This window comes from Vibrio sp. Isolate25 (genome assembly GCF_022398025.1).
Classification (GTDB): domain Bacteria; phylum Pseudomonadota; class Gammaproteobacteria; order Enterobacterales; family Vibrionaceae; genus Vibrio; species Vibrio coralliilyticus_A.
Map to the genome: position 1 here is coordinate 1 of NZ_JAKEUT010000002.1, position 26,168 is coordinate 26,168.

Sequence of the window (26,168 nt, forward strand, 5' to 3'; positions counted from 1 at the left end):
ACAGAGGTCTACAGTACTGTTCGTCAGAATATCAAGAAAAGTTAAATGCTAACGGCATGATTCCATCAATGACAGACGGTTATGACTGCTATCAAAACGCCCTTGCAGAGCGAGTTAACGGGATATTAAAGAGTGAGTTCCTGCTCTATTAATGCAATACGATGAAGGAGCTCACAGTGTTAGTAAAAGAGTCGATATCGATATATAACGACTTGAGGCCGCACATGAGCTTGGGGATGAAAACCCCGAGTGAAGTGCATGAAAAAGCCAGCAGGGATTACCTACTGGCTTCATAAAAAAAGCGTCAACCTATTTTAGGACTAGACAGGTCTTTGCAAACACAAAAAAGCCGGGTGAAAACCCGGCTAGTATTAAGGCGTAAGCCTACTTACTTGTAGATGCAAAGCATATCTAGGTAGCTTTGTGTCAGGCGGTTCACAGACTCATCGTCCTGAGTACGGTTAGCCTGTACGAACAATGAGTAGCAAATACCATGGAACAGTGTTGCTAGATCTGCAGGATCGTGTTCGTCACACACCTCACCTCGCTCGATGGCTTTGACAAACATGTTCTGAACCAGCAGTTGATTGGTGCGGTTGGTGGTCACGAACAAAGGCCATACTTCATCACGTGTTGAAGCACTCCACTCAAACCAAACTTTCAACCAGTGACAGTCGTTGACAATCAGATCAACCATCGCTGAAGTTAGGTTGCGTAGGTTTTCTTTCGCGTGAATATCGAGGTCGATATTATCAGATAGGAAGTTAGAGAACTGACGAACCACGTAGTTTAGTACATCATCAACCAAATCTTCACGGGTTGGGAAGTAGTTAAACACGGTGGCTACAGAAACCTGAGCGATTTCTGCAATGTCAGCGTGACCACCGCGACCAATACCACGTCGAGCAAACACTTCTAATGCGATTTCCATCAGTTGTTGCTTACGTTTTTGTGGTGAAAGACGCGTACGCGGTCTCTTAGCTATAGAATCCATAGTTATATTTCCTTGCCAATTGAGTTGTATATGTGGGCTTTTGCCCTAATTAGTATTTTATTATTGCTTTCGCATTAATGAGTGTAATGGTGCATATTAATTAGGTCAACGATTTCAGTTTATTTAATAATTATTTTTATTAATACCGTGCTATCGATCATGTGGTTGCATATGGTTATTGCAGTCTTTAATCAAGCAAACGTTTCTCTCGCTACACAGTGGTGATAAACTACGGGCTTAAAATCATCTGGCGATATCTGAACTCGCGTCGAATAAGCTATCGTTAATGCAGAAAATGAGATTGGTATGAAACATACAGTAGAAGTAATGATTTCTGAGCAAGAGGTTCAGGAACGCGTCAATGAACTTGGCAAAGAAATTACAGCTCACTATCAGGGCAGTGAAGATTTGGTGCTGGTTGGTTTGTTACGTGGTTCATTTGTCTTTATGGCTGACTTAGCTCGAAAGATTGAACTGACACATCAAGTAGACTTCATGACAGCTTCTAGCTACGGCAACACGATGGAAAGTTCTCGTGATGTTCGCATTCTTAAAGATTTGGATGATGATATTAAAGGTAAAGATGTTCTAATCATCGAAGACATCATTGATACAGGCAATACGCTGAATAAAATTAAAGAGATCCTTTCTTTACGTGAACCAAAGTCTATTGCTATCTGTACTTTACTGGATAAGCCCTCACGACGTGAAGTAGAAGTGCCGGTCGATTGGGTTGGTTTTGCCATTCCAGATGAGTTTGTTGTGGGTGTGGGTATTGACTACGCGCAGAAATACCGCCACCTACCTTACATTGGTAAAGTGGTTCCTCAGGAATAAAGCACTCTGATTCCAATAATAAAAGACCCGCGAGATGCGGGTCTTTTGTTATCTATTCAAGTACTGGTGAAGTTAGAATCTTGTTTAGCGCTTCTTGATGGCTGTTTTCTAAGGTTTCTCTACTTGAACAGCGAACCCCTAAGTCTTGGAGCTTGCCATTGCCAATCCCATAGACGAAACCATGAATCTCAACCTCTTGGCCTCTTTCCCATGCCGTCTGTAGTATGGTTGAGTTGCCTAAATTGTAAACTTGCTCAGCAACATTGATCTCACACAATTTATTGCCCCACTGATCTCGTGGCAGGGACTCTATTTGTGCTTTGTATTTGAGGTAATTATCGCGAATGTGCAACAACCAGTTATTGATCAAGCCTAATTGAGGGTTATCGATAGCGGCATTAACACCACCACAGCCGTAGTGACCACAAACAATGATGTGTTTCACCTTAAGAACATCAACCGCATATTGCACAACCGATAAACAGTTCAGGTCAGTATGAACCACCTGATTCGCCACGTTGCGGTGAACAAATAGTTCGCCTGAGTAAAGGCCGGTGAGACGTTCTGCTGGAACTCTGCTGTCTGAGCAGCCGATCCAGAGGAAGCCTGGGTTTTGTCCTTCTTCAAGTTTTGCAAAGTACTCTGGTCGTTCTGCCTTAATAGATTCAGACCACTTTGAGTTATTGTCAAAAAGCTGTTTAATTTCCGGCATCTTACAATCAATCCTTAAAAATTCTTTCGCTACTATACACAATGTTACAATTCCGTTCCTGTCAAAACTGTGTAAACAAGCACTCATCTGACGTGTTTCATCGCTAAAAAACATAAACTTAGCAGTGAATCTAACAAAGAGTTATATAGTGTGCATGATGAATCTGTATTCGGACTAACCTTGAACAAGCCTATTTGTTAAAGTTATTAGTTTGTCACCATATCAACGAAGATGGCGACAAGATTGCTTTAATTTAATTACTTTTTATGCGGATATTCAGGGGGAAACAGGAAGCTTGAATTACCGCACCTTTAATCATCAAACTTGCATTAGTTAGCAGTGGAGCTGAGTTGTGTTTGGAAGTCGTTTTGAAGATATCAACCTAAAAGGGGATGTGTTTGGTGGCGTGACCACCGCTATCATCTCTTTGCCATTAGCATTGGCATTTGGGGTGGCCTCTGGAGCTGGGGCAGAAGCCGGTTTGTGGGGGGCTATTTTAGTTGGATTGTTTGCCTCTCTATTTGGTGGTTCTAACTCGCTAATTTCTGAGCCTACAGGGCCAATGACGGTGATCATGACCGCGGTCCTGACCAGTATGATGGCCAAATACCCAGAAACGGGCATGGCAATGACCTTTACGGTTGTGATGATGGCTGGTGCATTCCAGATTTTACTGGGGACATTAAAACTCGGTAAGTATGTAACTTTGATGCCTTACAGTGTTATTTCTGGGTTTATGTCTGGCATCGGCGTCATTCTAATTATCCTTCAGCTATCGCCACTGCTTGGCCACGCAGCCCCTTCCGGTGGTGTGTTAGGCACGTTATCCGCCTTCCCTGATACGGTGGCTAACATGAAGTTTAGTGAACTCTTCCTTGGGCTTCTGACATTGGGAATTTTATTCTTCTTTCCGAAGAAGTACCGGAAATACGTTCCCGCTCAGCTCGTTGCGTTAATCGCTGTAACGCTTTTATCGGTGATAGTGTTTGATAGTGAGGATATTCGTCGTATCGGTGAAATTCCTGCGGGTTTGCCATCTTTGGTTATTCCACATTTTGATGCTTCGATGTTCACTGAGATGGTGATTGATGCATTGGTTCTGGGTACGCTGGGTTGTATTGATACGCTTTTAACTGCCGTGATTGGCGATTCGTTAACACGTAAAGAGCACGACTCAGATAAAGAACTTCGTGGCCAAGGGCTAGCGAATATGATTTCAGGCTTATTTGGCGCGCTGCCTGGGGCGGGAGCAACCATGGGAACGGTGACCAATATTCAAGTTGGCGCGCGTTCTCCGTTGTCCGGTGTGATTCGTGCGCTTGTGCTAGCCTTGGTGGTTCTGGTGGCAGGTGGCCTCACAGAGCCCATTCCGATGGCTGTCTTAGCGGGTATTGCCGTTTACGTTGGCTTCAATATCCTCGATTGGAGTTTCATCCAGCGAGCTCATAAAGTGAGTTTTGCAGGTATGGCGGTCATGTATGGTGTGATGCTGCTGACCGTTTTCGTCGATCTTATCGTAGCCGTCGGGTTAGGCGTTTTTATTTCCAATATTATTATTATTGAACGTTTGAGTCGCGAGCAGGCGCGTCAGGTTAAAGCGATCAGTGATGCGGATGAAAATGATGTGCCACTGACGGATAGCGAAAGAGCGTTGTTAGACAGTGCCAATGACAAAGTTCTGTTCTTCTATCTTTCTGGGCCGATGATATTCAGTGTGTCAAAAGCGATTTCTCGCCAGCACAGCAGTATCGCTGATTACGAGGTGATGATCCTCGATTTAACTGATGTTCCCATGATCGATGTTACCGTCGGTTTAGCCCTAGAGAATGCGATAAAAGATGCACTTGAAGCACATTGCCAAGTCTACCTATTGTGTCCTAACGAGGGTACAAGGCAACAGCTTGAAAAGTTCCATGTCATTGATTTGATACCAGAAGGCAATATGTATAAGTTCCGTTACGAAGCTCTCAAAGCGGCTTTGAAGCATGTTGACAGTGATGAACACCAGTTTCAATCCATCTAGTTTCGCCATACGCCGCTGATTGTCAGCGGCGTTTTTATTGAGTGGTAATATTTTATATTTCCAAATAAATCGAATTATGTAATTGTGTTCATCGTTATTCAACGATAAACTCTTTGGCAATTCGTGGCTGTCTAAGTGCACACGCACGCTACCCACACCTGCACCAACCAACGATTACACTGAAAACTATGTACGCATTAGAAATTGAACAACTCCGCAAAACGTATGCGGGGGGATTTGAAGCGTTGAAAGGTATCAGCCTCAACGTCGCCAAGGGAGATTTTTATGCCTTGCTCGGGCCTAATGGTGCGGGTAAGTCGACAACCATTGGCGTGATCTCTTCACTGGTTAATAAGACCTCAGGTAAGGTCAAAGTGTTTGGCTACGACATCGACCAAGATTTAGAGCTGGCAAAGCAAAATTTAGGTTTGGTTCCCCAAGAGTTTAACTTTAATCAGTTTGAAACGGTTGAACAAATCGTGCTTCAGCAAGCCGGTTACTATGGCGTGCCCCGCACATTAGCTAAGCAAAGAGCAGAGAAATACTTAACTAAACTCGATTTGTGGGAAAAACGTAACGAACGTGCGCGAAACTTATCAGGTGGTATGAAGCGACGCCTGATGATTGCTCGTGCTCTGGTCCATGAGCCAAAGTTACTTATCTTGGATGAGCCGACGGCTGGTGTCGATATTGAGCTGCGCCGTTCTATGTGGGAATTTCTTAAGGAGATTAACCAAGAAGGCATCACGATTATTTTGACCACGCATTATCTCGAAGAAGCTGAGATGCTGTGTCGCAATATAGGTATTATCAGCAAAGGTGAGCTAATAGAAAACACCACAATGAAAGCACTGTTGAATAAACTTCATGTGGAAACCTTCATTCTTGATTTAGAAGATGGTGCAGAAGTGCCTCCATTGAAAGGGGTGAACAGCCAGAGTGTTGTCAATGGCTCATTAGAAATTGAAATCGAGAAGAGTGAGGGGCTCAATGCCATCTTTAGTCAATTGACAGAGCAGGGTATCAAAGTACTGTCGATGCGTAATAAGGCCAATCGACTAGAAGAGTTGTTTGTGAATATTGTCCGCGAAGGAGGCCAATAAAATGTATCGTATTTATTGGACTGCTTTTTGTAGCCTACTGACCAAAGAAGTCAATCGCTTTACTCGAATTTGGGTCCAGACCTTGGTTCCACCAGCGATTACTATGACCCTGTACTTCATTATTTTTGGCAGCCTGATTGGCTCTCGAATTGGTGAAATGAACGGCTTCAGTTATATGGAATATATAGTGCCGGGATTGATCATGATGTCGGTGATCACTAACTCCTACTCCAATGTTGCCTCGTCATTTTTCAGTGCTAAGTTCCAGAAAAATATTGAAGAATTGTTGGTTGCCCCTGTCCCTAACTATGTGATTATTTGGGGTTTCGTCATGGGGGGAGTCGTACGTGGCTTATTGGTGGGGACGATAGTGACCTTTGTCTCGTTGTTCTTTGTCGACTTACAAGTGGATCATTGGGGGATCATCATCGCAACCGTATTTATGACGTCTGTGGTGTTCTCTTTGGGTGGGTTGATTAATGCGGTTTATGCGAAGACGTTCGATGATATCTCGATCATTCCGACATTTGTCTTGACGCCACTGACATATCTAGGTGGTGTGTTTTACTCAATTAGCCTGTTGCCAGATTTCTGGCAAGGTGTGTCGAAAATCAATCCAATTGTCTACATGGTCAATGCATTCCGTTACGGCTTTCTTGGGGTATCGGATGTTGGTATTGCAACGTCATTTGGCGTGTTAGGCATATTTGTTGTTGTACTTTACACTGTAGCTCATTACCTAGTGACAAAAGGTATTGGCCTGCGCTCGTAGCAAGCTACTTTATTCAAAAAATAAAGGCTTGGCATAATGCCAAGCCTTTTCGTTTCCTAATTAAAATACCGTTTACTCTGTCGTCTCAGAAGGGGCTTCGGAATTTTCTTCTTCTTTCGCTTCAACAACCATTTCAACGACTTGATTATCAATCAGGCGGGCTTGGCCAAGAAATGCTGACATTAAAATCACAGCTTGAGTCGTTTCTGTGGTGATGGCTTGTAACGTTCGAGCATCTCGAATAAAGATTTCATCGGGGTGTAGGCCAGCAGCACGTAGCTGATCGCTAGCATCTTCTATGATAGAAGCGTAATCATCACGGCCACCACGCATAGCGCTGCTGATCCAGCGCATTGTGCGAGCTAAAACAGGAGCCCTTTGACGCTCATCAATCGTCAGGAGGCCATTACGTGAGCTCATGGCAAGACCATCCATTTCACGCACTGTGGCCACACCGATAATATCAATATCCATTGCGAGATCTGCGGCCATTTTACGAATGACGGCTAACTGCTGGAAATCTTTTTCGCCAAAGCAAGCCACATCTGGCTGAACGATGTTAAACAGTTTTGTTACTACGGTTGCGACACCACGGAAGTGGCCAGGACGAGAAGCGCCCTCAAGGATATTTGATAACCCAGGGACCTCAATAAAGGTTTGTTTTTCTAGCCCTTCAGGGTAAATGACCTCTGGTGTTGGAGTGAAAACGATCTCGACGCCTTCACCGCTCAACTTACTTAGGTCTTCATCTAAAGTTCTAGGATAATTATTAAGATCATCGCTGCGATCAAACTGCATAGGGTTAACGAAGATACTGACGATGACAATGTCAGCATGTTCGCGCGCTTTGCGTACTAAAGTTAGGTGTCCTTCGTGGAGGTTACCCATGGTCGGAACAAAAGCGATTGTACGACCATCACGCTTATACTGTTTGATCTGCTCACGTAGAGCGGCAATTTCAGCAAAAGTTTGCATCAGTCAAATCCTTACGCAATTGTGTGAGCTTCGCTTGGGAATGCACCACTTTCAACTTCGTCTTTGTACATAGCTACAGCTTTACGCATGTCACCTGTTTCAGCAAGGAAGTTCTTTGAGAACTTCGGCATGTAGTTGGCTGAAATACCAAACATATCATGCATGACGAGGATCTGGCCGTCGGTCACATTGCCAGCGCCAATGCCAATAACAGGTACATCGCAGACTTCAGTGATGCGTGCTGCTAGCTCTTGAGGAACACATTCAAGGAGAATGATTTGCGCACCAGCTTCTTGTAGAGCGAGGGCGTCACGTACCATACGATCGGCTTTTTCTTGCTCACGACCTTGAACTTTAAAGCCGCCGAAGATGTTGACTGATTGAGGTGTTAAGCCAAGATGAGCACAGACTGGAACGGCACGCTCTGTTAGCATTTTTACGGTTTCGACTAACCAGTCACCCCCTTCAATTTTTACCATGTTTGCACCTGCACGCATGATTTGTGCAGCGCTGTCACACGCTTGTTCTGGAGTGGAATAACTCATGAATGGCATATCCGCCATTAGCAAGCAGTTAGGGCTTCCAGCACGTACGCAACGTGTGTGATAAGCGATTTCTTCTACGGTGACAGGTAACGTATCGCGGGTACCTTGCAGTACCATTCCTAGTGAATCACCCACTAGCAGTACTGGCATTTCTTCACTTTCAAATAGCTGGGCAAAGCTAGCATCGTAAGCAGTTGAAGTCGCAAATTTACGACCTTCCTGCTTCCATTTCATCAGGTCGTTAATGGTAATTTTTTTCATGATTTTTCCTTTTAAGGAGTTGGCTATGATTGCCAAATACGCAGACCGTTTTGAGCGACAACTTTGAGTAAGTCTTCCAGTCTGGTCCCACATGGGAGGGTTAAATTTGGTGCGATTTCTGCGAGCGGATAAAGCACGAATTCGCGCTCTTTCATTCCATAGTGTGGAACTGTCAGACGCTCGGAATCAATCACCTCATTGCCATAAAGAACAATATCTAAATCGAGAGTTCTTGGCCCCCAACGTTCATCTTTACGGACACGCCCTTGTTCTTGCTCGATCGCTTGAGTACGGTCAAGCAGCTCAAAAGGCGTTAATTCAGTGTGGATTTCGACCACCGCATTAATGTAATCCGGCTGGTTTTGTGGCCCCATCGGAGTGCTACTGTACAGCATCGATGCCTGACTAAACTCAGATCTTGGTAGCTTTTTCAATGCATCAATCGCACTTTCTGCTTGGGCCACAGGATCGGCAAGGTTACTGCCGACAGCAATGTACGCCGTGATCATGATGTTGAAGCCTTGTTCTTTTTCTTACGAAATGGCTTACGACGACGTTTTTTACCTTGTTCTGGTGCGTCCGAATCCAGTTCGGCGACCATAGCTTGGCGCATGTTGCGTCCAGCATTTTGGAAGGTTTCCCACCATTTGGCTAATTGTTCCGTTTCACCGCCTTCTATTTCTCCTCTCATTTCAAGGAAATCGTAGCCGGCTCTAAACTTATTTAGCTCCATCAGTCGGAAAGCACGCTTGCCATTTCGACGTGGCATACGCAGTTGTAATTGCCAAATCTCACGAATAGTCGCGGTGTGACGGCGAGGAATTGCAATCGTGCGAACTTGCTCATCAAGAATGTAGTTACTCGCTTCCATGATAGCGTCGTAGTAAGACAGCTTGCGCTTTTCCATCAGTAAGGTTGCGCGTTCTTGTAACGGGTACCACAACATAGCCGCGAACATAAATGCAGGGTTGATGCGTTTACCTTCTTCGATTCGTTGATCCGTTGAATCAAGAACCAAGTCAAGCATCTGCTCTGTTTTTGAAGAATACTCTTCTGTGAAGTCAGCTGAGATGATTGGGAATAACTGCTGGAAAAGATTGTATTCACGCATCAGGTGATAGGTTTCCAGTCCATATCCTGATTGGAGCATTTTCAGTGATTCTTCGTATAGGCGTGCGGATGGAATATCACCCAGCAGTGAAGACATTTCTTCGATCGGTGCTGCGGTGTCTTCTTCGATATCAAAGTCTAACTTTACGGCAAATCGAATGGCGCGAAGCATTCGTACTGGGTCTTCGCGGTAGCGTGTCTCTGGGTCGCCTATCAAACGTACCAGTCGATCTTCGAGGTCTTCATTACCGCCAGCATAGTCGTGAATCGCATAGTCAGCAATGTTGTAGTACATGGCATTGATGGTGAAATCACGGCGCTCTGCATCTTCATCGATAGTGCCATAGACATTGTCACGTAGTAGCATTCCTTCTTTGGATTGCTGAGAGATATTTTTGCTGGTTTCTTGATGGTGGCCACGGAATGTCGCCACTTCAATGATGTCGCGGCCAAACATGATGTGTGCGAGACGGAAACGGCGGCCGATGAGGCGGCAGTTTTTAAACAGCTGACGAATTTGTTCTGGTGTGGCATTGGTTGCGATATCAAAATCTTTAGGGTTTTGTCCCAGTAGCAGATCGCGCACACCACCACCGACTAGGAAGGCATCAAAGCCTGCACCATGAAGTCGGTATAGCACCTTCAATGCATTGTCACTGATTTGTTTGCGAGAGATATTATGCTCTTGGCGAGTAATAATGTTCAGAGATAACTCTGGATAACTGTCTTTTTCGCTTGGTGTATAGTCGTTTTTATTCATGTGCATTAATGACTCGTTACGCTGGTTACGCTTGGCGTGAACAGCGGTTGAGTGTGCCTAGTTAGGACTAGCTTATGATTCCGTTTATGCCCTTGGGGCGAATTTGCGGCTAATAATAGCTTACAGTGAGCGGTTTGAGAATCTTGGTGTGAGCTCTGTTGATTCTGGTAGCTGGTCAATTCGCCAGTTTGAGACGCCCCACTCAATGATTTCTGCCACACTAGCCTGTGTAATTTCTTTATGTATATCAAAACCTAAAAAGTGCATTGCTTCGATAAGAGCTGGCCGAGGCTGGTTGTTGTCGATAGCTGGAGCATGGTTTTGCTTGGATAACTTATGACCATTCTCATCCAATGCCAGTGGCAGATGAAGGTAACGGACAGGTGTCTTACCTAACATTTTATACATACTGATTTGGCGGCCTGTCGGCTCAATCAGGTCTGCGCCGCGAACCACCTCTGTGATGCCTTGGTCAATATCATCCAATACTACTGCAAGGTTGTAAGCAAATAATCCATCCCGACGTTTTATAATAAAATCTTCATCTGCTAAGGGTTTAGGAATACTTAATTTACCGTGCTTTTGGTCATCAAAATCATAAACAGGATGTGTCATGGTTAAACGCACAGCACAATCTTTAGGATTGTTGAGGGCAAGGTGACGACACGCGCCATTATAAAAACCGCCCAGAGCTTTGATTTGCTTACGGGTGCATCGGCAATAATAGGCTTGCTGTGAGTCTAACCATTGCTCAATTTGACCTTGATATAAGTCGTGGCGTTGACTTTGGAAGACGACTTTTTGGTCCCAGTGGAGTTGATAGGCTTCTAATGTCCGCAAGATCAAATCTGACGCACCGGGCATTTCTCTTGGTGGGTCAAGATCTTCTATTCGGACTAACCACTGTCCCTGTTGAGATTTTGCCTGAAAATAACTGCCCAAAGCGGCAACCAAAGAACCAAAATGCAATGGGCCAGAGGGAGAAGGGGCAAAACGGCCTATATAACTCATCATTTCCTATCGTATCAAAATCAAAAAGGGAGCTTATGCTCCCTCTTACTTTAATGATTAAAAGCGCATGCTAGCCTTGCATCTGCTTTTCTTTGATTTCTGCCAGTGTCTTACAATCAATACACAGGTCAGCTGTCGGACGTGCCTCAAGGCGACGAATACCGATTTCAATGCCACAAGAGTCACAGAAGCCAAATTCATCTTCTTCGATCTTGTTGAGCGTTTTCTCAATCTTCTTGATTAGGCGACGCTCTCGATCACGGTTACGAAGTTCAAGGCTGAATTCTTCTTCTTGAGAAGCACGGTCAACTGGATCTGGGAAATTTGCCGCCTCATCCTGCATGTGGTGCACGGTGCGGTCAACTTCTTCCCTGAGCTGGTTGCGCCATGCGGTCAAAATTTTTGTGAAATGAGCCAGTTGCTCTGGTGACATGTACTCTTCACCAGCTTTTTCTGTGTATGGCTCAACCCCTGCAATGGCTAGGATGCCTAGCGCTTTTTTCTTCGATTCTGGCATGCAGCATCTCCTACTAACACCTAGTCAACTGCGCTCGCAGTTAGATTTTAAGGCGGGTATCTATAGCAAAAAGAACAATTTGAGGCAAACTCTAGAGAGTAAAGTTGTTGTCAATGTGAAGGTGACATCATTTTTTCTCTCAATAGGTGAAATTGATGCGCTCCACCAGTTTTATCTCAGTGTTTGAAAGTTCTGCTTTATAGCACAGAACTTCAACTCCTTGGTCTTGTGCGTTTTTCAACAATTGTGAATAATTTGCGTCTATATGGTGTGCCGGAGAGACTTTTTCAATCCCTGAATGTAAAACAGTGAATAAAAGTACCGCTCTGCTTCCATTTTGTGCCATTTCTGTGAGCTCTCTCAGATGCTTTTGACCACGTGTGGTCACCGCATCGGGAAAGTAGCCCTGCCCGTGCCGTTCTTCATCAAGCAACGTCACGCTTTTTACCTCTATATAGCACGTTGGCTGATGTTGTGACTTGAGCAAGATATCAATCCGACTATTTTCATTGCCGTATTTGACCTCTGTCTTTAACTGTTCATAGCCTTGCAGCTCACTAATGACACCTGATTCTATCGCTTCCACTGCTAATTGGTTGGCTCTTGCAGTATTTACGCATATATGGTGCCCAAGCGTTGTCTGTGTCAGTTCCCAGCTATTGGGGTATTTACGTTTTGGGTTGTCTGACGTTGAGTACCAAACGGTGTTGCCTACAGTAGCGCAGCCGGTCATCGCTCCGGTATTGGCACAATGAATAGTACGCTCGCTGCCGTCGGGTAGGGTAATGTCTGCCAAAAAGCGTTTGTAGCGTTTAATTAAGATGGCAGATTCAAGTTGGGGATCAAACTTCATTTGGGACTGGATTTATGTACAATATTCACATTATTACACCATAAGGTTTTTCCATTGTCACAGCTGCCTATCGAGAGCGTGATGCCTGAGTTGCTCTCGGCTGTACGCGAAAGCACTCAAGTCATCCTTAAAGCGGCGCCCGGTGCCGGTAAATCGACATACTTTCCCTTACAACTACTACGCAATAAGGTGGTCGAAGGCAAAATTATTATGCTTGAGCCTAGGCGACTAGCGGCGCGCAATATTGCCCGTTACTTAGCCCAGCAATTAGGAGAGAGTGTAGGTCAGAAGGTTGGCTATCGAGTTCGTGGAGAAACTAAAGTTAGCCCTGAGACAAAACTTGAGATCGTGACCGAGGGCATCATGACCCGAATGATTCAATCTGATCCAGAACTCAATGGTGTCTCTCTACTGATTTTTGATGAGTTTCATGAGCGCAGCATTCATGCTGATACCGCGCTCGCGTTTAGCTTGGAAATTCAAGAAGCCTTAAGAGAGGATCTTAAGTTAGTCGTTATGTCTGCGACATTGGATGAACGAGCATTGGGCCGATTGATGCCGGAAGCGAGCTACATTGAGTCGCAAGGACGCAGTTTTCCGGTTGAGTACAGATACCACCCGTTACGTCCCAATGAGCGATTTGAAGATGCAATGGTCAAACATATCAGTATGTTGCTCCATTCAGAGTCAGGGTCGTTGTTGGCGTTTCTCCCCGGTGTGGCGGCAATCAAGCGCATTGAAGAGCGGCTGACTGCATTGCCAGATGAGGTAGAGGTGTGTCCTTTGTACGGGCAGTTGGGTTTCACTCAGCAGCAAGCTGCGATTCAGCCTGCAGCTTCAGGTAAGCGCAAAGTGGTGTTAGCGACGAATATTGCTGAAACTTCGCTGACCATTGAAGGTATTCGATTGGTGGTTGATGCAGGGTTGGAGCGAACCGCAAAGTTTGACATTAAAAGCGGTATTACTAGGCTTGGGCAAGTTCGGATCGCACAGTCGTCTGCGGAACAGCGGGCTGGACGTGCAGGGCGAGTTGAGCCCGGTATTTGTTTACGTTTATACAGTGAAGGTCAGTTAAATCAGCAGCCTGAAGTGCCTCAAGCCGAAATCTTGCACTCTGACCTTGCCGCTTTAAGTCTTGAACTTGCTCTGTGGGGAACGGTAGATGCGGCTGAACTAAACTGGCTCGATGAACCGCCTGTGAGCGGTTTGAGCCAATCTCGTTCTCTTTTACACAAGCTGGGATTATTGGATACCAATCATAAGTTAACGGAACGAGGTCGGTTAGCGAGCGAGCTTAGTGTTGAGCCACGCATCGCAGCTATGCTGACGCATTCAGCACAGCAAGATTGGGCTAATACTGCGGTGGCTGTTGCCGCTTTATTAGAAGAACCTGAGCGTCATATTTTGGACTTTCTGCAGAGCATTGACCGCTTGAAGCGCGGCCAGCACAGCAAACAAAAAATGGTTTTCCAATGGGCGCAAACATTGGCGCGCAAGTTGTCTGTCAACTTTTCTCTGGCGTCTGTTGATGAGGCTTTGGTTACGGCAGCTCTGGCTATCGCATTCCCTGACCGTATTGGGCAATTAAGAACTGGGCAGGCAGGTAAATTTCTTTTGGCTAATGGTCACGGGGCTGAAATGGCGGATGATGAACGATTGTCCACCTCGGAATACATAGTCGCGATTGAGCTCATGCGCAGTCACTCTGAGGCTTCCAAAGTATTCTCTGCAGTAGAGTTGGATTTATTGGCTGTCGAATCGTGGCTTTCTTCCCTGATTGATGACAAAGAGAATGTAGATTGGGATGAAAATAAAGGTCGACTGATTGCTGAGCAACATAGAACAATTGGTCGCTTGGTCATTAGTCGTCGTTCACTTCCAGAACCAGATAAGCAAAAAATGACTCAAGCTTTACTCAACTATGTCCGCCGCAAAGGACTCGATGCATTAAACTGGTCGGAAAAAAGTAAAGAAACCCTCGAACGCATTCGATGTGCGGCAGAGTGGTTGCCAGAGCAGCAATGGCCGGGAGTGTCGGACGTTGAGTTACTGGATAATTTAGAGCAGTGGCTGGAGCCTTATCTTGTCGGAGTGACCTCACTGAAAGCATTAGCAAAAGTGGACTTGGAGCCGGCATTACAGGCTTATATCGCTTGGCCACTCAATCAAGAAATTGAACAATGGTTACCGACACACTATGTTGTGCCCACTGGGTCAAAAAAGAAGATACGCTATCAACAAGGCCAAGAGCCGGTACTTTCTGTTCGCATGCAGGAAATGTTTGGTGAGCAAACGTCGCCTCATATTGCTGATGGCCGAAAAACACTGGTTATGGAGCTGCTTTCTCCAGCGCAAAGGCCACTGCAAGTGACACGCGATTTAGCCAGTTTCTGGGCTGGGGCTTACAAAGAGGTGCAAAAAGAAATGAAAGGGCGTTATCCCAAGCATGTGTGGCCTGATGACCCAGCTAATCATGTGGCAACGACCAAAACTAAGCGACAAATGAACTCATGACCAAGAAAAAAACTACTACGAGCAGTAAAGCGAAAACAACCAAGAGACCAACTCGAAAGCGGGCTCAAACTCAACGTAAATCGTCCTCCAAAGGCCCACACCGCTGGTTGAAGACGCTATGGAGTGTGAGTTGGAAGTTAAGCTTGGCTGGTTTTGCTGTGCTTTTGTTTGTTGGGATTTACCTCGATAGTGTGGTCAAGCAACGCTTTGAAGGTCAGTTATTTGATCTCCCAACGGTCGTGTATGCGCGCATTCTTAACCTTTCTCCTGGCGATTCAATATCCATTCAAGAAGTGCGTAATGAGTTAGATGTGCTCAATTACCGCAAAGTGCAGCAGCCTCGTTACCCTGGTGAGTACTCTTCCTCATCGACTAAGATTGAGCTGATTCGTCGCCCATTTGAGTTTACTGATGGGCCAGAGCCTGACCGTCATGTAATGCTGCATTTTGACCGTTCAGAACTGACGCGAATTCAGTCGCTTGAATCATCAGGCGATCTTGGTTATCTGCGCATTGAACCTAAAATGTTGGGCATGTTGGAAAAAAATTATGATGAGCAGCGCTTATTTTTGCGGCGAGATCAGTTCCCAGAGGTGATGGTTGATGCACTACTAGTGACCGAAGACAGAGATTTTTACCAGCATGATGGCGTATCACCTTTCGCTATTGCTCGGGCGTTAGTCGCCAATATCAAAGCTGGTCGCACCGTACAAGGCGGTAGTACGCTGACCCAGCAGTTAGCCAAGAACATTTTTCTTTCCAGTGACCGCACTTTGTGGCGTAAGATCCGTGAAGCTTACATCGCGTTGATCATTGATTATCGTTATAGCAAAGATCGCATCCTCGAAGGTTATCTTAATGAAGTGTATCTAGGTCAAAGTCGAGGTGAGGCTATTCACGGTTTTGGCTTAGCGTCGCGTTTGTATTTTGGGCAGCCGATTCAAGAGCTGAGAATCGATCAATTGGCCTTATTGGTTGGGATGGTTAAAGGTCCGTCCTATTACAATCCCATTCGCTTTCCTGAGCGTGCAAAAGAGCGCCGTGATTTAGTGTTGCGTTTAATGATGCAGCAGGGAATGTTGAGTGCTAACCAATTTGATATGGCAGCCAGCCGGCCGCTCGATATTCAAGACAATCCACGTATCGCCAGCCGTCAGCCTGCTTATTTCCAGCAACTGAAAATTGAGCTGAAAGAAAAAGTCGGTGATGCATTTCAGGCTGATATGGGGTTGAGGGTGTTTACTTCTCTCGATCCGGTTTCTCAACAAGAGCTGGAACAAGCGATTGCGAAGAAAATTCCTCAACTGAGTAAGGTAGCAGGGAAGTCTTTGGAAGGAGCGGCTATAGCCGTGGATCGACATACTGGAGAAATCCGCGCCATGGTAGGGGGAAAGAAGACCGGCTATGACGGTTTTAACCGCGCACTCAATGCCAGTCGGCAAATCGGTTCATTGGCGAAACCTGCGGTTTACCTAACGGCACTCGAACAACCTGATAAATACAACTTGGCGACCACTTTGCATGATAAACCTCTCAGCCTTAAAGGATCGAAGGGCAGCGTTTGGTCACCTCGTAATTACGATCGTAAGTTCCGAGGTGATGTACCTTTGTACATTGCACTGGCAAAGTCTCTCAATGTGCCGACGGTAGAGCTTGGGATGAAATTGGGAATCCCTAATGTAGTCAACACCTTGGAAAAGCTGGGGGTAGACCGTAATGAGATCCGTCCGGTGCCATCCATGTTTCTTGGTTCATTTACTTTAACGCCGTTTCAAGTCGCGCAGATGTATCAAACGTTAACGAACTCGGGTAAAAAAGCCCCACTCTCTGCACTGCGCTCAGTCGTTGATTTGGAAGGTAATGTTTTGTATCAGTCTTTGCCTCGTATGTCGCAAACTATTGACCAACAAGCGGCATGGCTGACGACGTATGCCATGAAGCGTGGTGTGCTTGAGGGAACCGGCCGTTATCTCAATAGCCAGTTTGGCTGGGCGGCTCTGGCTGGGAAAACCGGCACCAGTAACGATACTCGAGACAGTTGGTTTGTTGGCGTAGATGGCCGGGAAGTGACAACCATTTGGTTAGGTCGTGACGATAATAAACCGACAAAGCTGACAGGCTCTAGTGGTGCGCTACGAGTTTATGCAGAATATCTCAATCACCGCATACCAGAAAAACTGACGCTACCTTGGCCAAAAGGGATCAGTACACTCGGCTTTACTTCCACAGAGCAGGGGAGCTTACAACTGGATTGCGATAACTCGTTTAAGTTGCCCGTTTGGGATGCTAACGGTGTGCTTAAGCAGCAGTGTGACAATCAACCCACACAATGGATAAAAAAAATATTCAGTTGGTAAATCGTTGGGCGTATCTATTGCTCGATTCGGTGTATGAGAATGAGAAGGGAACTCTAGAGTGAGAAAACTAGTTTGGCTTCTAATCACGAATATAGTTGTGATGCCACAAGTCGCCTTTTCTGAGACGAAAAGAAAGCCAGAACCTGTAGAGCGCCCCAAAATTGCGGTGGTTCTGGCTGGTGGTGGTGCGAAAGGCGCTGCCCATATCGGTGTTTTGAAGGCGCTTGAAGAGTTGAGAATTCCCGTCGACTTTATTACCGGTACCAGTATGGGAGCCTATGTTGGTGGTTTGTACTCGACAGGTATGAGTGCCGATGAAATTGAAGCTCTGATTGAAACGGTGGATTGGAATAGTGGTTACCGCGACCGTGTTGACCGAAGTGAACGTCGCGTGCGTGATAAAGAGTATGAAGACAGATACCAGTTGACCACTGATTTGGGGCTGCGCTGGGGAGAAGTGCATGCTGCTCGTGGTATTGTTCAGGGGCAGGGCATGTTAAAAATCTTGCGTGAAACCTCTGGTAACCTCCCCCCATTTACCTCTTTTGATGATCTTGCCATTCCTTACCGTTCGGTGGCTACCGACATTATTGAACTGACACCTGTCGTGATCGATAGCGGATACTTGGTCGATGCCATGATGGCGAGTATGTCGGTGCCAGGGGCACTGCCTCCTTACGAGTTAAATGGTCAGCTATTGGTCGACGGTGGAGTGACGAATAACATGCCAGTCAACATTGCCCGTAAGCTGGGAGCAGATGTGGTGATTGCTGTTGATATTAGTACGGACTATAAAGGCGAAGATGATTTCACGACTCTATTCACCATAGCGGATCAGTTATCCAATTATTTGGTTCGAAGTACTACCAATCGTCAAGCTAAAACTCTCACTGATCAAGATGTCCTCCTTCAACCGGAAGTTGGGGGGATGGAAACAACAGAATTCAATAAAATGCCTGAGGCTTTCGAGAAGGGCTATCAGATTGCCATTGAGAATGAAGCATTACTGAAACGCTACAGTGTTTCGTCATCTCAGTATCAGGATTACATTGATAAGAAAGAAGATGCGAGACGTCGGTTACGTTATGGCGATGAAATCCAAGTCGAGCGAATCATCATCCACAATCACACTCACTACAGTGATGATGTGCTTAAAAAGCATCTTAACTTAAAAGTTGGTCAACGATATCGCACCTCTGATGTAGAACAAAGTATCCAAGACCTTTATGCCTTAGACCGTTTTGAATTGATCACCTATCGCTATGAAAAGGTGGATGATCAAGAGGCGTTAGTGGTCAACGTTCGAGAAAAATCTTGGGGTCCTAATTATGTCAATTTCCGCTTTTTCCTCGAAGATGATTTTGATACTGACAGTCAATATTCTATCGGGGTGTCGACTAATTTTACTGACCTCAATGAATACGGTGCAGAATTTACCCTCAATTTGGAAATGGGCACGGACAAACTGATTGAAGGTCAGCTCTATAGTCCGTTGTTCTCTAGCTCAGATCTCTTTACGACGTTGGGAGTTACATTCAGTAATGAGAAGGTTAATGTACCTTTTGACGGAGTGGAAGAACCCTCACTGAAAGCGACTCAGGACTTTCTCCCAGTATCGTTTACTGAATGGGAGTCGGAGTGGGCGATTGGCTATCAAGATACTTTATGGCGCCGATTTAAAGTGGGAGTCAGGTATACGGATGGGTCAGGTGAGCTAGCTTCGGTCCCCTCATTGGGAGATGTCTCATTTAGGAGATTGGGAGCCTTTGCTAATTATCGTCTCGATACATTGGATAACTTCAGCTTGCCAAGTCGAGGGCTGTATCTCAACTTAGATTATTTGGTGTCCCATGATGAGAGTGTTGGTAGCTCCGGTAGTGTGTTTGATGGTCATGACGAAGACACGGCTTATGAGTACGGCGCTAAGATCATTTATGCTAACAGTTTTTCTCGACATACTTTGGTCGCAAATCTTGATGTGGGGGTTGTTGAGAGCAAAAACTCGTCATTGATTATTGACCCTAAGGAACTTGGCGGCTTCCTTAATTTGTCGGGTATCCCACGTAATAGTTTGATTGGTCAAAATAAAGCGTTTGGCAGCTTGGTATACCGTTATCGTTGGTTTGATAATGATTTCGGCTTGTTCTCATCACCATTCTATCTCGGTGCGTCTTTTGAGTATGGCGGAGTGTGGTCGGATCCAAGTATCAAGCTGGATGACGCCCCTTTATACGCGGCAGGTTCCGTATTTGCTGGGGTTGATTCTCCCGTTGGGCCTATCATGCTTGGTTATGGTCGAACCGAGCAAAACTATGATTCAGTTTACCTGATCATAGGAACAAGTTTTAAATAGTTATGCAATGATTGATTTGGTCGATTATGCGTTCTCGTCACATGAGATTGACGAAATTAAGCGAAGAAAATCATAGAACTTTAGTCTTAAGTTGCTATGTTGGTCAAAATGATGAGATTTTAATTTATCGTTAAATTTGCTATTCTACCGCCCACAGTTTGGCCTCTTTGGCACTGTTTCTCACTCAAAATGAATGAAAAATATGGCAAAAAGGAGAGCCAAGTTTCCAAGGATGTTCACTTCGTTACGTTGAATAATAGTAATAATAACGAAGGAACCGCAATGAGAGGAAAAAGTCGTGCTTGAAGCCTACCGTAAACACGTCGAAGAGCGTGCTGCTGAAGGAGTTGTTCCTAAACCACTAGACGCTGAGCAAGTTGCTGGTCTTGTCGAACTTCTGAAAAATCCCCCTCAAGGTGAAGAAGATTTTATTCTTGACCTGTTAGAAAATCGTATCCCTCCTGGTGTTGATGAAGCTGCCTATGTTAAAGCAGGTTTTCTGACGGCAATTACCAAAGGTGAAGTGGAATCACCACTTGTTAGCCGTGAAAAAGCAGCTGAGCTGTTGGGTACGATGCAAGGTGGCTACAATATCGCGCCACTTGTTGACCTTCTTGATGATGACGCTTTGGCACCCATTGCAGTAAAAGCGCTATCTCACACGCTACTGATGTTTGATGCTTTCTATGACGTAGAAGAGAAAGCCAAAGCAGGTAACTCATACGCACAGCAAGTACTTCAGTCATGGGCTGATGCTGAGTGGTTTACCTCAAAAGAAAAAGTGGCTGAAAAAATCACAGTTAAAGTCTTTAAAGTGACCGGTGAAACCAACACCGATGACTTATCTCCAGCGCCTGATGCTTGGTCACGTCCAGATATTCCAGTGCATGCGAAAGCGATGCTTAAAATGGAGCGTGAAGGAATTAACCCAGATCAGCCGGGTAGTGTCGGTCCAATCAAACAAATTGAAGAACTGCAAAAAGATGGTATCCCTTTAGCGTATGTGGGTGATGTCGTCGGTACAGGCTCTTCACGTAAGTCAGCGACCAACTCAGTGCTATGGTTCATGGGAGAGGATATCCCTTACGTACCGAATAAACGCACTGGAGGCATTTGTCTAGGTGGTAAAATCGCGCCAATCTTCTACAACACAATGGAAGATTCCGGAGCTCTACCGATCGAGTTGAACGTTCAAGACATGCACATGGGAGATGTGATTGACATCTACCCATATGAAGGTGTTGTGCGTAAAGATGGTGCAGAAATTTCAAACTTTGAACTGAGCAAAGTGCTTCTTGATGAAGTACGTGCTGGTGGTCGTATTCCATTGATCATTGGTCGTGGTTTGACAAGCCGTGCTCGTATTTCTCTTGGTCTAGAAGAAACCGATTTGTTTGCTAAGCCTGTTGATCCAACGGCTTCAGACAAAGGTTACACACTCGCTCAGAAGATGGTTGGTAAGGCTTGTGGTGTTGAAGGCGTTCGTGCTGGTCAATATTGTGAGCCTAAGATGACGACAGTAGGTTCTCAGGATACAACGGGCCCTATGACGCGTGATGAGCTAAAAGACCTAGCATGTCTTGGCTTCTCTGCTGATCTTGTGATGCAGTCTTTCTGTCATACTTCTGCTTATCCAAAACCTGTCGACGTAAACACACACCATACGCTACCTGATTTCATCATGAACCGTGGTGGTGTCTCACTTCGCCCAGGTGACGGTATTATCCACTCTTGGCTAAACCGCATGCTATTGCCTGATACGGTCGGGACAGGCGGTGACTCACATACTCGTTTCCCGTTGGGTATTTCGTTCCCGGCAGGTTCAGGTCTAGTCGCATTCGCAGCGGCAACGGGTGTTATGCCATTGGATATGCCTGAATCTATTTTGGTGCGTTTTAAAGGTGAGATGCAACCAGGTATCACACTACGTGATTTGGTTCATGCAATCCCTTACTACGCGATTCAGCAAGGTCTATTGACGGTAGAAAAAGCCGGTAAAATCAATGAATTCTCAGGTCGTATCCTAGAGATTGAAGGCCTAGAAACTCTGACAGTGGAGCAAGCATTTGAATTGTCTGATGCTTCTGCTGAGCGTTCTGCGGCCGGTTGTACGGTTAAACTGTCTCAGGAGTCAATCGAAGAGTACCTAAACTCGAATATCACCATGCTGAAGTGGATGATTTCAGAAGGTTATGGCGACCGCCGTACGATCGAACGTCGTATTTCAGCGATGGAAGAGTGGCTAGCAAATCCTGAATTGATGGAAGCGGATAAAGATGCTGAATACGCACATGTTATTGAAATCGACATGGCTGAAATCAGCGAACCAATCTTATGTGCACCAAACGACCCTGATGATGCTCGCCTTCTATCAGAAGTGCAGGGCACTAACATTGACGAAGTGTTCATTGGTTCTTGTATGACCAACATAGGCCACTTCCGTGCGGCAGGTAAGTTGCTAGAGCAATATGGTGGCCAATTAGATACTCGTTTATGGGTTGCTCCACCGACTAAGATGGATCGCGATCAGCTCACTGAAGAAGGTTACTACGGTATTTATGGTCGCGCCGGGGTGCGTATCGAAACCCCGGGCTGTTCATTGTGTATGGGTAACCAAGCTCGTGTCGCTGACAAAGCGACAGTAATGTCGACATCAACGCGTAACTTCCCGAACCGTTTAGGTACGGGAGCTAATGTTTTTCTAGCTTCCGCTGAACTTTCAGCAGTCGGTGCAATTCTAGGTAAGATTCCAACCAAAGAAGAGTACTTAGAGTATGCCAAGCAGATTGATGCGACAGCGGCTGATACCTATCGCTACTTGAACTTCCATAAGATGGATCAGTATACCAAGAAAGCGGATTCGGTGATTTTCCAAGAACCAGCTTAAGCTTTCTAAAAGCGAACGATAAAGCGTCTGCCTTGGCAGGCGCTTTTTTTGTGCTTTTCATACACACTCTATATACTCTGCGCTCGGTTTTTATGAGGCAGCACGATGGAATTTGAATTTATCCGAAATACATTGATGGGCGAGTACTATGTAAAGTCGAGTATGGGCCATGAAATTGTAGGTCGATGGCTGCAAGAAGAGATAGGTAAGGATTGGCAAAAAATAGCGCAGGTAGAGTCTTTGCTCACGTCTGTCCATCAATCTCCGCTCAAAGAACACGCTATGCTGGGCACTGAAATCTCTATCTTGATTCAAGGGGATGAAGTTACTGTGCAAGAAAATGTACTAGCACACGGCGATGTAATGGAAGAGGGCAGTGAACTTAATTTTTATAACAGTGAGAGCATCGCTTGCTGTGGGCTGGATGACTTCGAGCTCGTACTTGAACAATGGAAGGAATTCCTGACTACCAAATAGTTCTGCACTGAAATAGTGAAGAATTGAATATCTGCTTCATAATTGTGATAAGGGCGCACCATAACGGTGCGCCCTTTTGCGTTTTTCATCAAGAGAAAGTAATAAATTATTATTTATCAATAATTTAATAAATTGGCACGTACCTTGGATTAATAAAGCAAAAAGGATGACTGCTTCAGAGAGGATGCGATGAAACTAATTAATGCGATTATCAAACCATTCAAATTAGATGATGTTCGAGAGGCTTTGGCCGATGTGGGTATCGAAGGGATGACGGTATCAGAGGTAAAGGGTTTTGGACGTCAGAAAGGTCATACAGAGCTTTACCGTGGTGCAGAATATCAGGTGGACTTTTTGCCTAAAGTGAAGCTCGAAATCGCGACACAGGCAGAAAATGTCGACCGCGTGATTGAAGCGGTATCGAAGGCTGCACATACCGGAAAAATCGGTGACGGAAAAATCTTTGTCTATGACCTGAGTCAGGCAGTGCGAATCCGCACTGGTGAAATGGACGCTGAAGCACTTTAAGAATTCAAAGGACTGGAGACACAACAATGGAATTAACAACGACAGTAACGGAGTTACGTTACGCACTCGACACTTTTTTCTTCCTCATTTCAGGTGCGTTAGTCATGTGGATGGCAGCAGGGTTTGCCATGCTTGAAGCGGGTTTAGTTCGCTCCAAAAATACAACTGAGATTTTAACTAAGAACGTTTGTCTTTATGCGATTGCCTGTACCATGTACTTGGTAGTCGGCTACAACATTATGTATGTTGATAACGGTGAAGGCGGTTGGTTACCTTCATTTGGTGCACTCATCGGTACTCAAGGCGAAGGTGCAGATCACTCGCTAGAGTCAGACTTCTTCTTCCAGGTAGTGTTTGTCGCAACAGCCATGTCAGTTGTGTCAGGTGCCGTTGCTGAACGTATGAAGTTATGGTCTTTCCTTATCTTCTCGGCAGTGTTAACAGCATTTATCTACCCAATGGAAGGTTACTGGACTTGGGGTGGTGGTTTCCTATCAGAGGCGGGCTTTAGTGACTTCGCAGGCTCAGGCATCGTTCATATGGCAGGTGCTGCTGCTGCGCTAGCCGGTGTTCTACTTCTAGGTGCCCGTAAAGGTAAATACGGTAAGAATGGTGAAATCTATCCAATTCCAGGCTCGAACATGCCTCTAGCGACATTGGGTACCTTTATCCTTTGGTTTGGCTGGTTTGGTTTTAACGGTGGTTCTCAGTTGATGGTCTCTGACTTTGAGAATGCAACGGCAGTAGGTCAAATCTTCCTCAACACAAATGCAGCAGCAGCGGCTGGTGCGATTGCAGCCCTTCTTGTGTGTAAAACTACGTGGGGTAAAGCTGATCTCACAATGATTCTTAACGGTGCTTTAGCAGGTTTGGTTGCCATTACTGCCGATCCTCTGTCGCCATCACCAATCTATGCAGTAGCCATTGGTGCTGTATCAGGTGCTCTAGTCGTGTTTAGCATCATTGCTCTTGATAAGCTTAAGATTGATGATCCAGTGGGTGCGATCTCTGTTCACGGAGTGTGTGGCTTCTTCGGCTTGATGGTGGTGCCTCTAAGCAATGGTGATGCAACGTTTGGGGCTCAACTATTAGGTGCGGCGGTTATCTTTGCTTGGGTGTTCTTTGCTAGCCTTGTGGTTTGGGCGGTATTGAAGGCAACGATCGGAATCCGAGTATCTGAAGATGAAGAGTTAGAAGGGATGGATATGCACGACTGTGGGGTAGGTGCCTACCCAGAATTTGTGACTGTGAAGTAAGTCAGAATAAGACATAAACTGTTACAAATAAAATACTCAAAAACCTGCTCTAAGAGGCAGGTTTTTTTGTTTTGCATCATTGTTTTCTAAATCATCATGAATATAATAACGCAACTGATAAACGTTATCATTACGAAGTTAAAGGACTGAACCAATGAAAAAACTGCTAACTCTTTCGGCTCTAGCGTGTGCGACATTAGCACCGACAGCGATGGCTGCAGAAGAAGTGAACGTGTACTCTTACCGTCAACCTTTCCTAGTTGAGCCTATGTTCAACGAGTTCACTAAAGAAACAGGCATCAAAGTTAACGTTAAGTTCGCAAAGAAAGGTCTAGCAGAGAAGCTAGCTCAAGAGGGTGAATACAGCCCTGCTGATGTGATCCTGACTGTGGACATCAGCCGTCTTGCTGAGTTAACTAAGCAAGGCTTGGTTCAGTCTGTAGAAAGCGACGTTCTTGAGAAGAATATCCCTGCTCAATACCAAGATACTGACAATGAGTGGTTTGCTCTAACTACTCGTACTCGTAGTGTTTACTCTTCACGTGACCGTGTTGGTAAGCTAGGTGATGATTTCACGTATGCTGATCTTGCTAAGCCTGAGTTCAAAGGAAAAATTTGTACTCGTAGTGGTAAGCACCCTTACAACGTTTCTCTAGTTTCTTCTATGATTGCTCATAAAGGCGAAGCGGAAACTAAAGAGTGGCTAGAAGGCGTTAAAGCTAACCTAGCGCGTAAGCCTCAAGGCAACGATCGTGCACAGGTGAAAGCGATCAAAGAAGGTCTATGTGACGTTTCTCTGGGCAACAGTTACTACCTAGGTAAGATGGTTAACGATAAAGAGCAAAAAGCATGGGCTGATGCGGTTTACATTAACTTCCCTAACCAGAACACAACTGGTACTCACGTAAACATCTCTGGTATGGCAATGGCTAAGTACTCTCCAAACAAAGAGAATGCGCTTAAGCTGATGGAATTCCTAGCGGGAGATACAGCACAAGGTATGTACGCTGAAGTTAACTACGAATACCCAGTAAAAGCCGATGTGAAACCTTCAGAGCTGGTTGCTTCTTGGGGTGAGTTTAAAGCGGATACGATTTCTCTGGATGAAATTGCTGAGCACCATGCCGCTGCAATCAAGCTGCTTGATGAAGTCAAGTTTGACCTGTAATCATTAACGCTTCATATCATTCTAGACGGCCTCAAGTCGCTCTTTTACAAGGGTCGCTTGAGGTTGTTTGTTTATAAGGGTATAACTGACCCTTAAGCGTATTAAAGGTATATGAGATGTATTAGCAAATGCATTCGAGTTATATATACCGATGA

The 26,168-nt window shown here is 45.4% G+C and carries 21 protein-coding genes and 1 pseudogene; 13 read left to right on the top strand and 9 right to left on the bottom strand.

What is annotated here, in order from left to right; genetic code table 11:
• Nucleotides 1-296, top strand: a pseudogene (locus tag L1D15_RS06790) (integrase core domain-containing protein); the annotation flags it as partial.
• A gap of 92 nt (nt 297-388) precedes the next feature.
• On the opposite strand, the gene L1D15_RS06795 reads toward L1D15_RS06790, so the two are convergent.
• Nucleotides 389-994, bottom strand: a complete 606-nt coding sequence (locus L1D15_RS06795; RefSeq protein WP_239837806.1) for a LuxR/HapR/OpaR family quorum-sensing transcriptional regulator — start codon at nt 992-994, stop codon at nt 389-391.
• Nucleotides 995-1,300: 306 nt separating this feature from the next.
• Between L1D15_RS06795 and hpt the strand changes: the two genes are divergently transcribed.
• Complete coding sequence (hpt, locus tag L1D15_RS06800; RefSeq protein WP_239837805.1) at nt 1,301-1,831, top strand: hypoxanthine phosphoribosyltransferase; 531 nt, start codon at nt 1,301-1,303, stop codon at nt 1,829-1,831.
• A gap of 52 nt (nt 1,832-1,883) precedes the next feature.
• Here the strand turns inward: hpt and can are convergent, their stop codons facing one another.
• Nucleotides 1,884-2,543, bottom strand: coding sequence for a carbonate dehydratase (gene can / locus L1D15_RS06805; protein WP_239837804.1), 660 nt, complete (start codon nt 2,541-2,543; stop codon nt 1,884-1,886).
• A 352-nt stretch (nt 2,544-2,895) separates the two neighbouring features.
• Between can and L1D15_RS06810 the strand changes: the two genes are divergently transcribed.
• The 3 genes from L1D15_RS06810 to L1D15_RS06820 all read left to right on the top strand — a co-directional run bounded on the left by L1D15_RS06810 (nt 2,896) and on the right by L1D15_RS06820 (nt 6,441).
• Complete coding sequence (locus L1D15_RS06810) at nt 2,896-4,566, top strand: SulP family inorganic anion transporter (protein WP_239865235.1); 1,671 nt, start codon at nt 2,896-2,898, stop codon at nt 4,564-4,566.
• A gap of 188 nt (nt 4,567-4,754) precedes the next feature.
• On the top strand, nt 4,755-5,669 hold the full coding sequence (locus tag L1D15_RS06815; RefSeq protein WP_239837859.1) for an ABC transporter ATP-binding protein: 915 nt from the start codon (nt 4,755-4,757) through the stop codon (nt 5,667-5,669).
• Nucleotide 5,670: 1 nt separating this feature from the next.
• Nucleotides 5,671-6,441 (top strand): ABC transporter permease, encoded by a 771-nt coding sequence (locus tag L1D15_RS06820; RefSeq protein WP_239865233.1) that lies wholly within the window; start codon nt 5,671-5,673, stop codon nt 6,439-6,441.
• A 72-nt stretch (nt 6,442-6,513) separates the two neighbouring features.
• On the opposite strand, the gene panC is transcribed toward L1D15_RS06820, so the two are convergent.
• The 7 genes from panC to sfsA all read right to left on the bottom strand — a co-directional run bounded on the left by panC (nt 6,514) and on the right by sfsA (nt 12,473).
• Nucleotides 6,514-7,416, bottom strand: a complete 903-nt coding sequence (panC, locus tag L1D15_RS06825) for a pantoate--beta-alanine ligase (protein WP_239865232.1) — start codon at nt 7,414-7,416, stop codon at nt 6,514-6,516.
• A gap of 11 nt (nt 7,417-7,427) precedes the next feature.
• Nucleotides 7,428-8,222, bottom strand: coding sequence for a 3-methyl-2-oxobutanoate hydroxymethyltransferase (panB, locus tag L1D15_RS06830; protein WP_239875137.1), 795 nt, complete (start codon nt 8,220-8,222; stop codon nt 7,428-7,430).
• A 23-nt stretch (nt 8,223-8,245) separates the two neighbouring features.
• Nucleotides 8,246-8,731 (bottom strand): 2-amino-4-hydroxy-6-hydroxymethyldihydropteridine diphosphokinase, encoded by a 486-nt coding sequence (folK, locus tag L1D15_RS06835; protein WP_239875138.1) that lies wholly within the window; start codon nt 8,729-8,731, stop codon nt 8,246-8,248.
• A complete protein-coding gene (gene pcnB / locus L1D15_RS06840) occupies nt 8,728-10,098 on the bottom strand; it encodes a polynucleotide adenylyltransferase PcnB (RefSeq protein ID WP_239875139.1) in 1,371 nt (456 codons plus the stop codon). The genes folK and pcnB overlap by 4 nt, the downstream gene beginning before the upstream one ends.
• Before the next feature lie 114 nt (nt 10,099-10,212).
• Complete coding sequence (gene gluQRS / locus L1D15_RS06845) at nt 10,213-11,103, bottom strand: tRNA glutamyl-Q(34) synthetase GluQRS (protein WP_239875427.1); 891 nt, start codon at nt 11,101-11,103, stop codon at nt 10,213-10,215.
• A gap of 70 nt (nt 11,104-11,173) precedes the next feature.
• A complete protein-coding gene (dksA, locus tag L1D15_RS06850; RefSeq protein WP_006958112.1) occupies nt 11,174-11,620 on the bottom strand; it encodes an RNA polymerase-binding protein DksA in 447 nt (148 codons plus the stop codon).
• Between the two features lie 139 nt (nt 11,621-11,759).
• Entirely contained in the window at nt 11,760-12,473 is a 714-nt protein-coding gene (gene sfsA, locus L1D15_RS06855) for a DNA/RNA nuclease SfsA (protein WP_239875140.1), read from the bottom strand.
• A gap of 54 nt (nt 12,474-12,527) precedes the next feature.
• Between sfsA and hrpB the strand changes: the two genes are divergently transcribed.
• From hrpB to L1D15_RS06895, 8 genes are all read left to right on the top strand, one after another.
• Nucleotides 12,528-14,987 (top strand): ATP-dependent helicase HrpB, encoded by a 2,460-nt coding sequence (hrpB, locus tag L1D15_RS06860; RefSeq protein ID WP_239875141.1) that lies wholly within the window; start codon nt 12,528-12,530, stop codon nt 14,985-14,987.
• Nucleotides 14,984-17,344, top strand: coding sequence for a penicillin-binding protein 1B (gene mrcB / locus L1D15_RS06865; RefSeq protein WP_239875142.1), 2,361 nt, complete (start codon nt 14,984-14,986; stop codon nt 17,342-17,344). The genes hrpB and mrcB overlap by 4 nt, the downstream gene beginning before the upstream one ends.
• Before the next feature lie 100 nt (nt 17,345-17,444).
• Entirely contained in the window at nt 17,445-19,697 is a 2,253-nt protein-coding gene (locus L1D15_RS06870) for a patatin-like phospholipase family protein (RefSeq protein ID WP_239875428.1), read from the top strand.
• Nucleotides 19,698-19,995: 298 nt separating this feature from the next.
• Entirely contained in the window at nt 19,996-22,584 is a 2,589-nt protein-coding gene (gene acnB / locus L1D15_RS06875; protein ID WP_239875143.1) for a bifunctional aconitate hydratase 2/2-methylisocitrate dehydratase, read from the top strand.
• Between the two features lie 105 nt (nt 22,585-22,689).
• A complete protein-coding gene (locus tag L1D15_RS06880) occupies nt 22,690-23,061 on the top strand; it encodes a YacL family protein (protein WP_239875144.1) in 372 nt (123 codons plus the stop codon).
• A 189-nt stretch (nt 23,062-23,250) separates the two neighbouring features.
• On the top strand, nt 23,251-23,589 hold the full coding sequence (glnK, locus tag L1D15_RS06885; protein WP_004742633.1) for a P-II family nitrogen regulator: 339 nt from the start codon (nt 23,251-23,253) through the stop codon (nt 23,587-23,589).
• A gap of 26 nt (nt 23,590-23,615) precedes the next feature.
• Nucleotides 23,616-24,845 carry an ammonium transporter gene (locus L1D15_RS06890; protein ID WP_239865218.1) on the top strand — a complete coding sequence of 410 codons (1,230 nt, stop codon included), beginning with the start codon at nt 23,616-23,618 and terminating at the stop codon, nt 24,843-24,845.
• A 154-nt stretch (nt 24,846-24,999) separates the two neighbouring features.
• Nucleotides 25,000-26,013 (top strand): Fe(3+) ABC transporter substrate-binding protein, encoded by a 1,014-nt coding sequence (locus L1D15_RS06895; RefSeq protein ID WP_239865216.1) that lies wholly within the window; start codon nt 25,000-25,002, stop codon nt 26,011-26,013.
• The last annotated feature ends 155 nt before the right edge of the window (nt 26,014-26,168 follow it).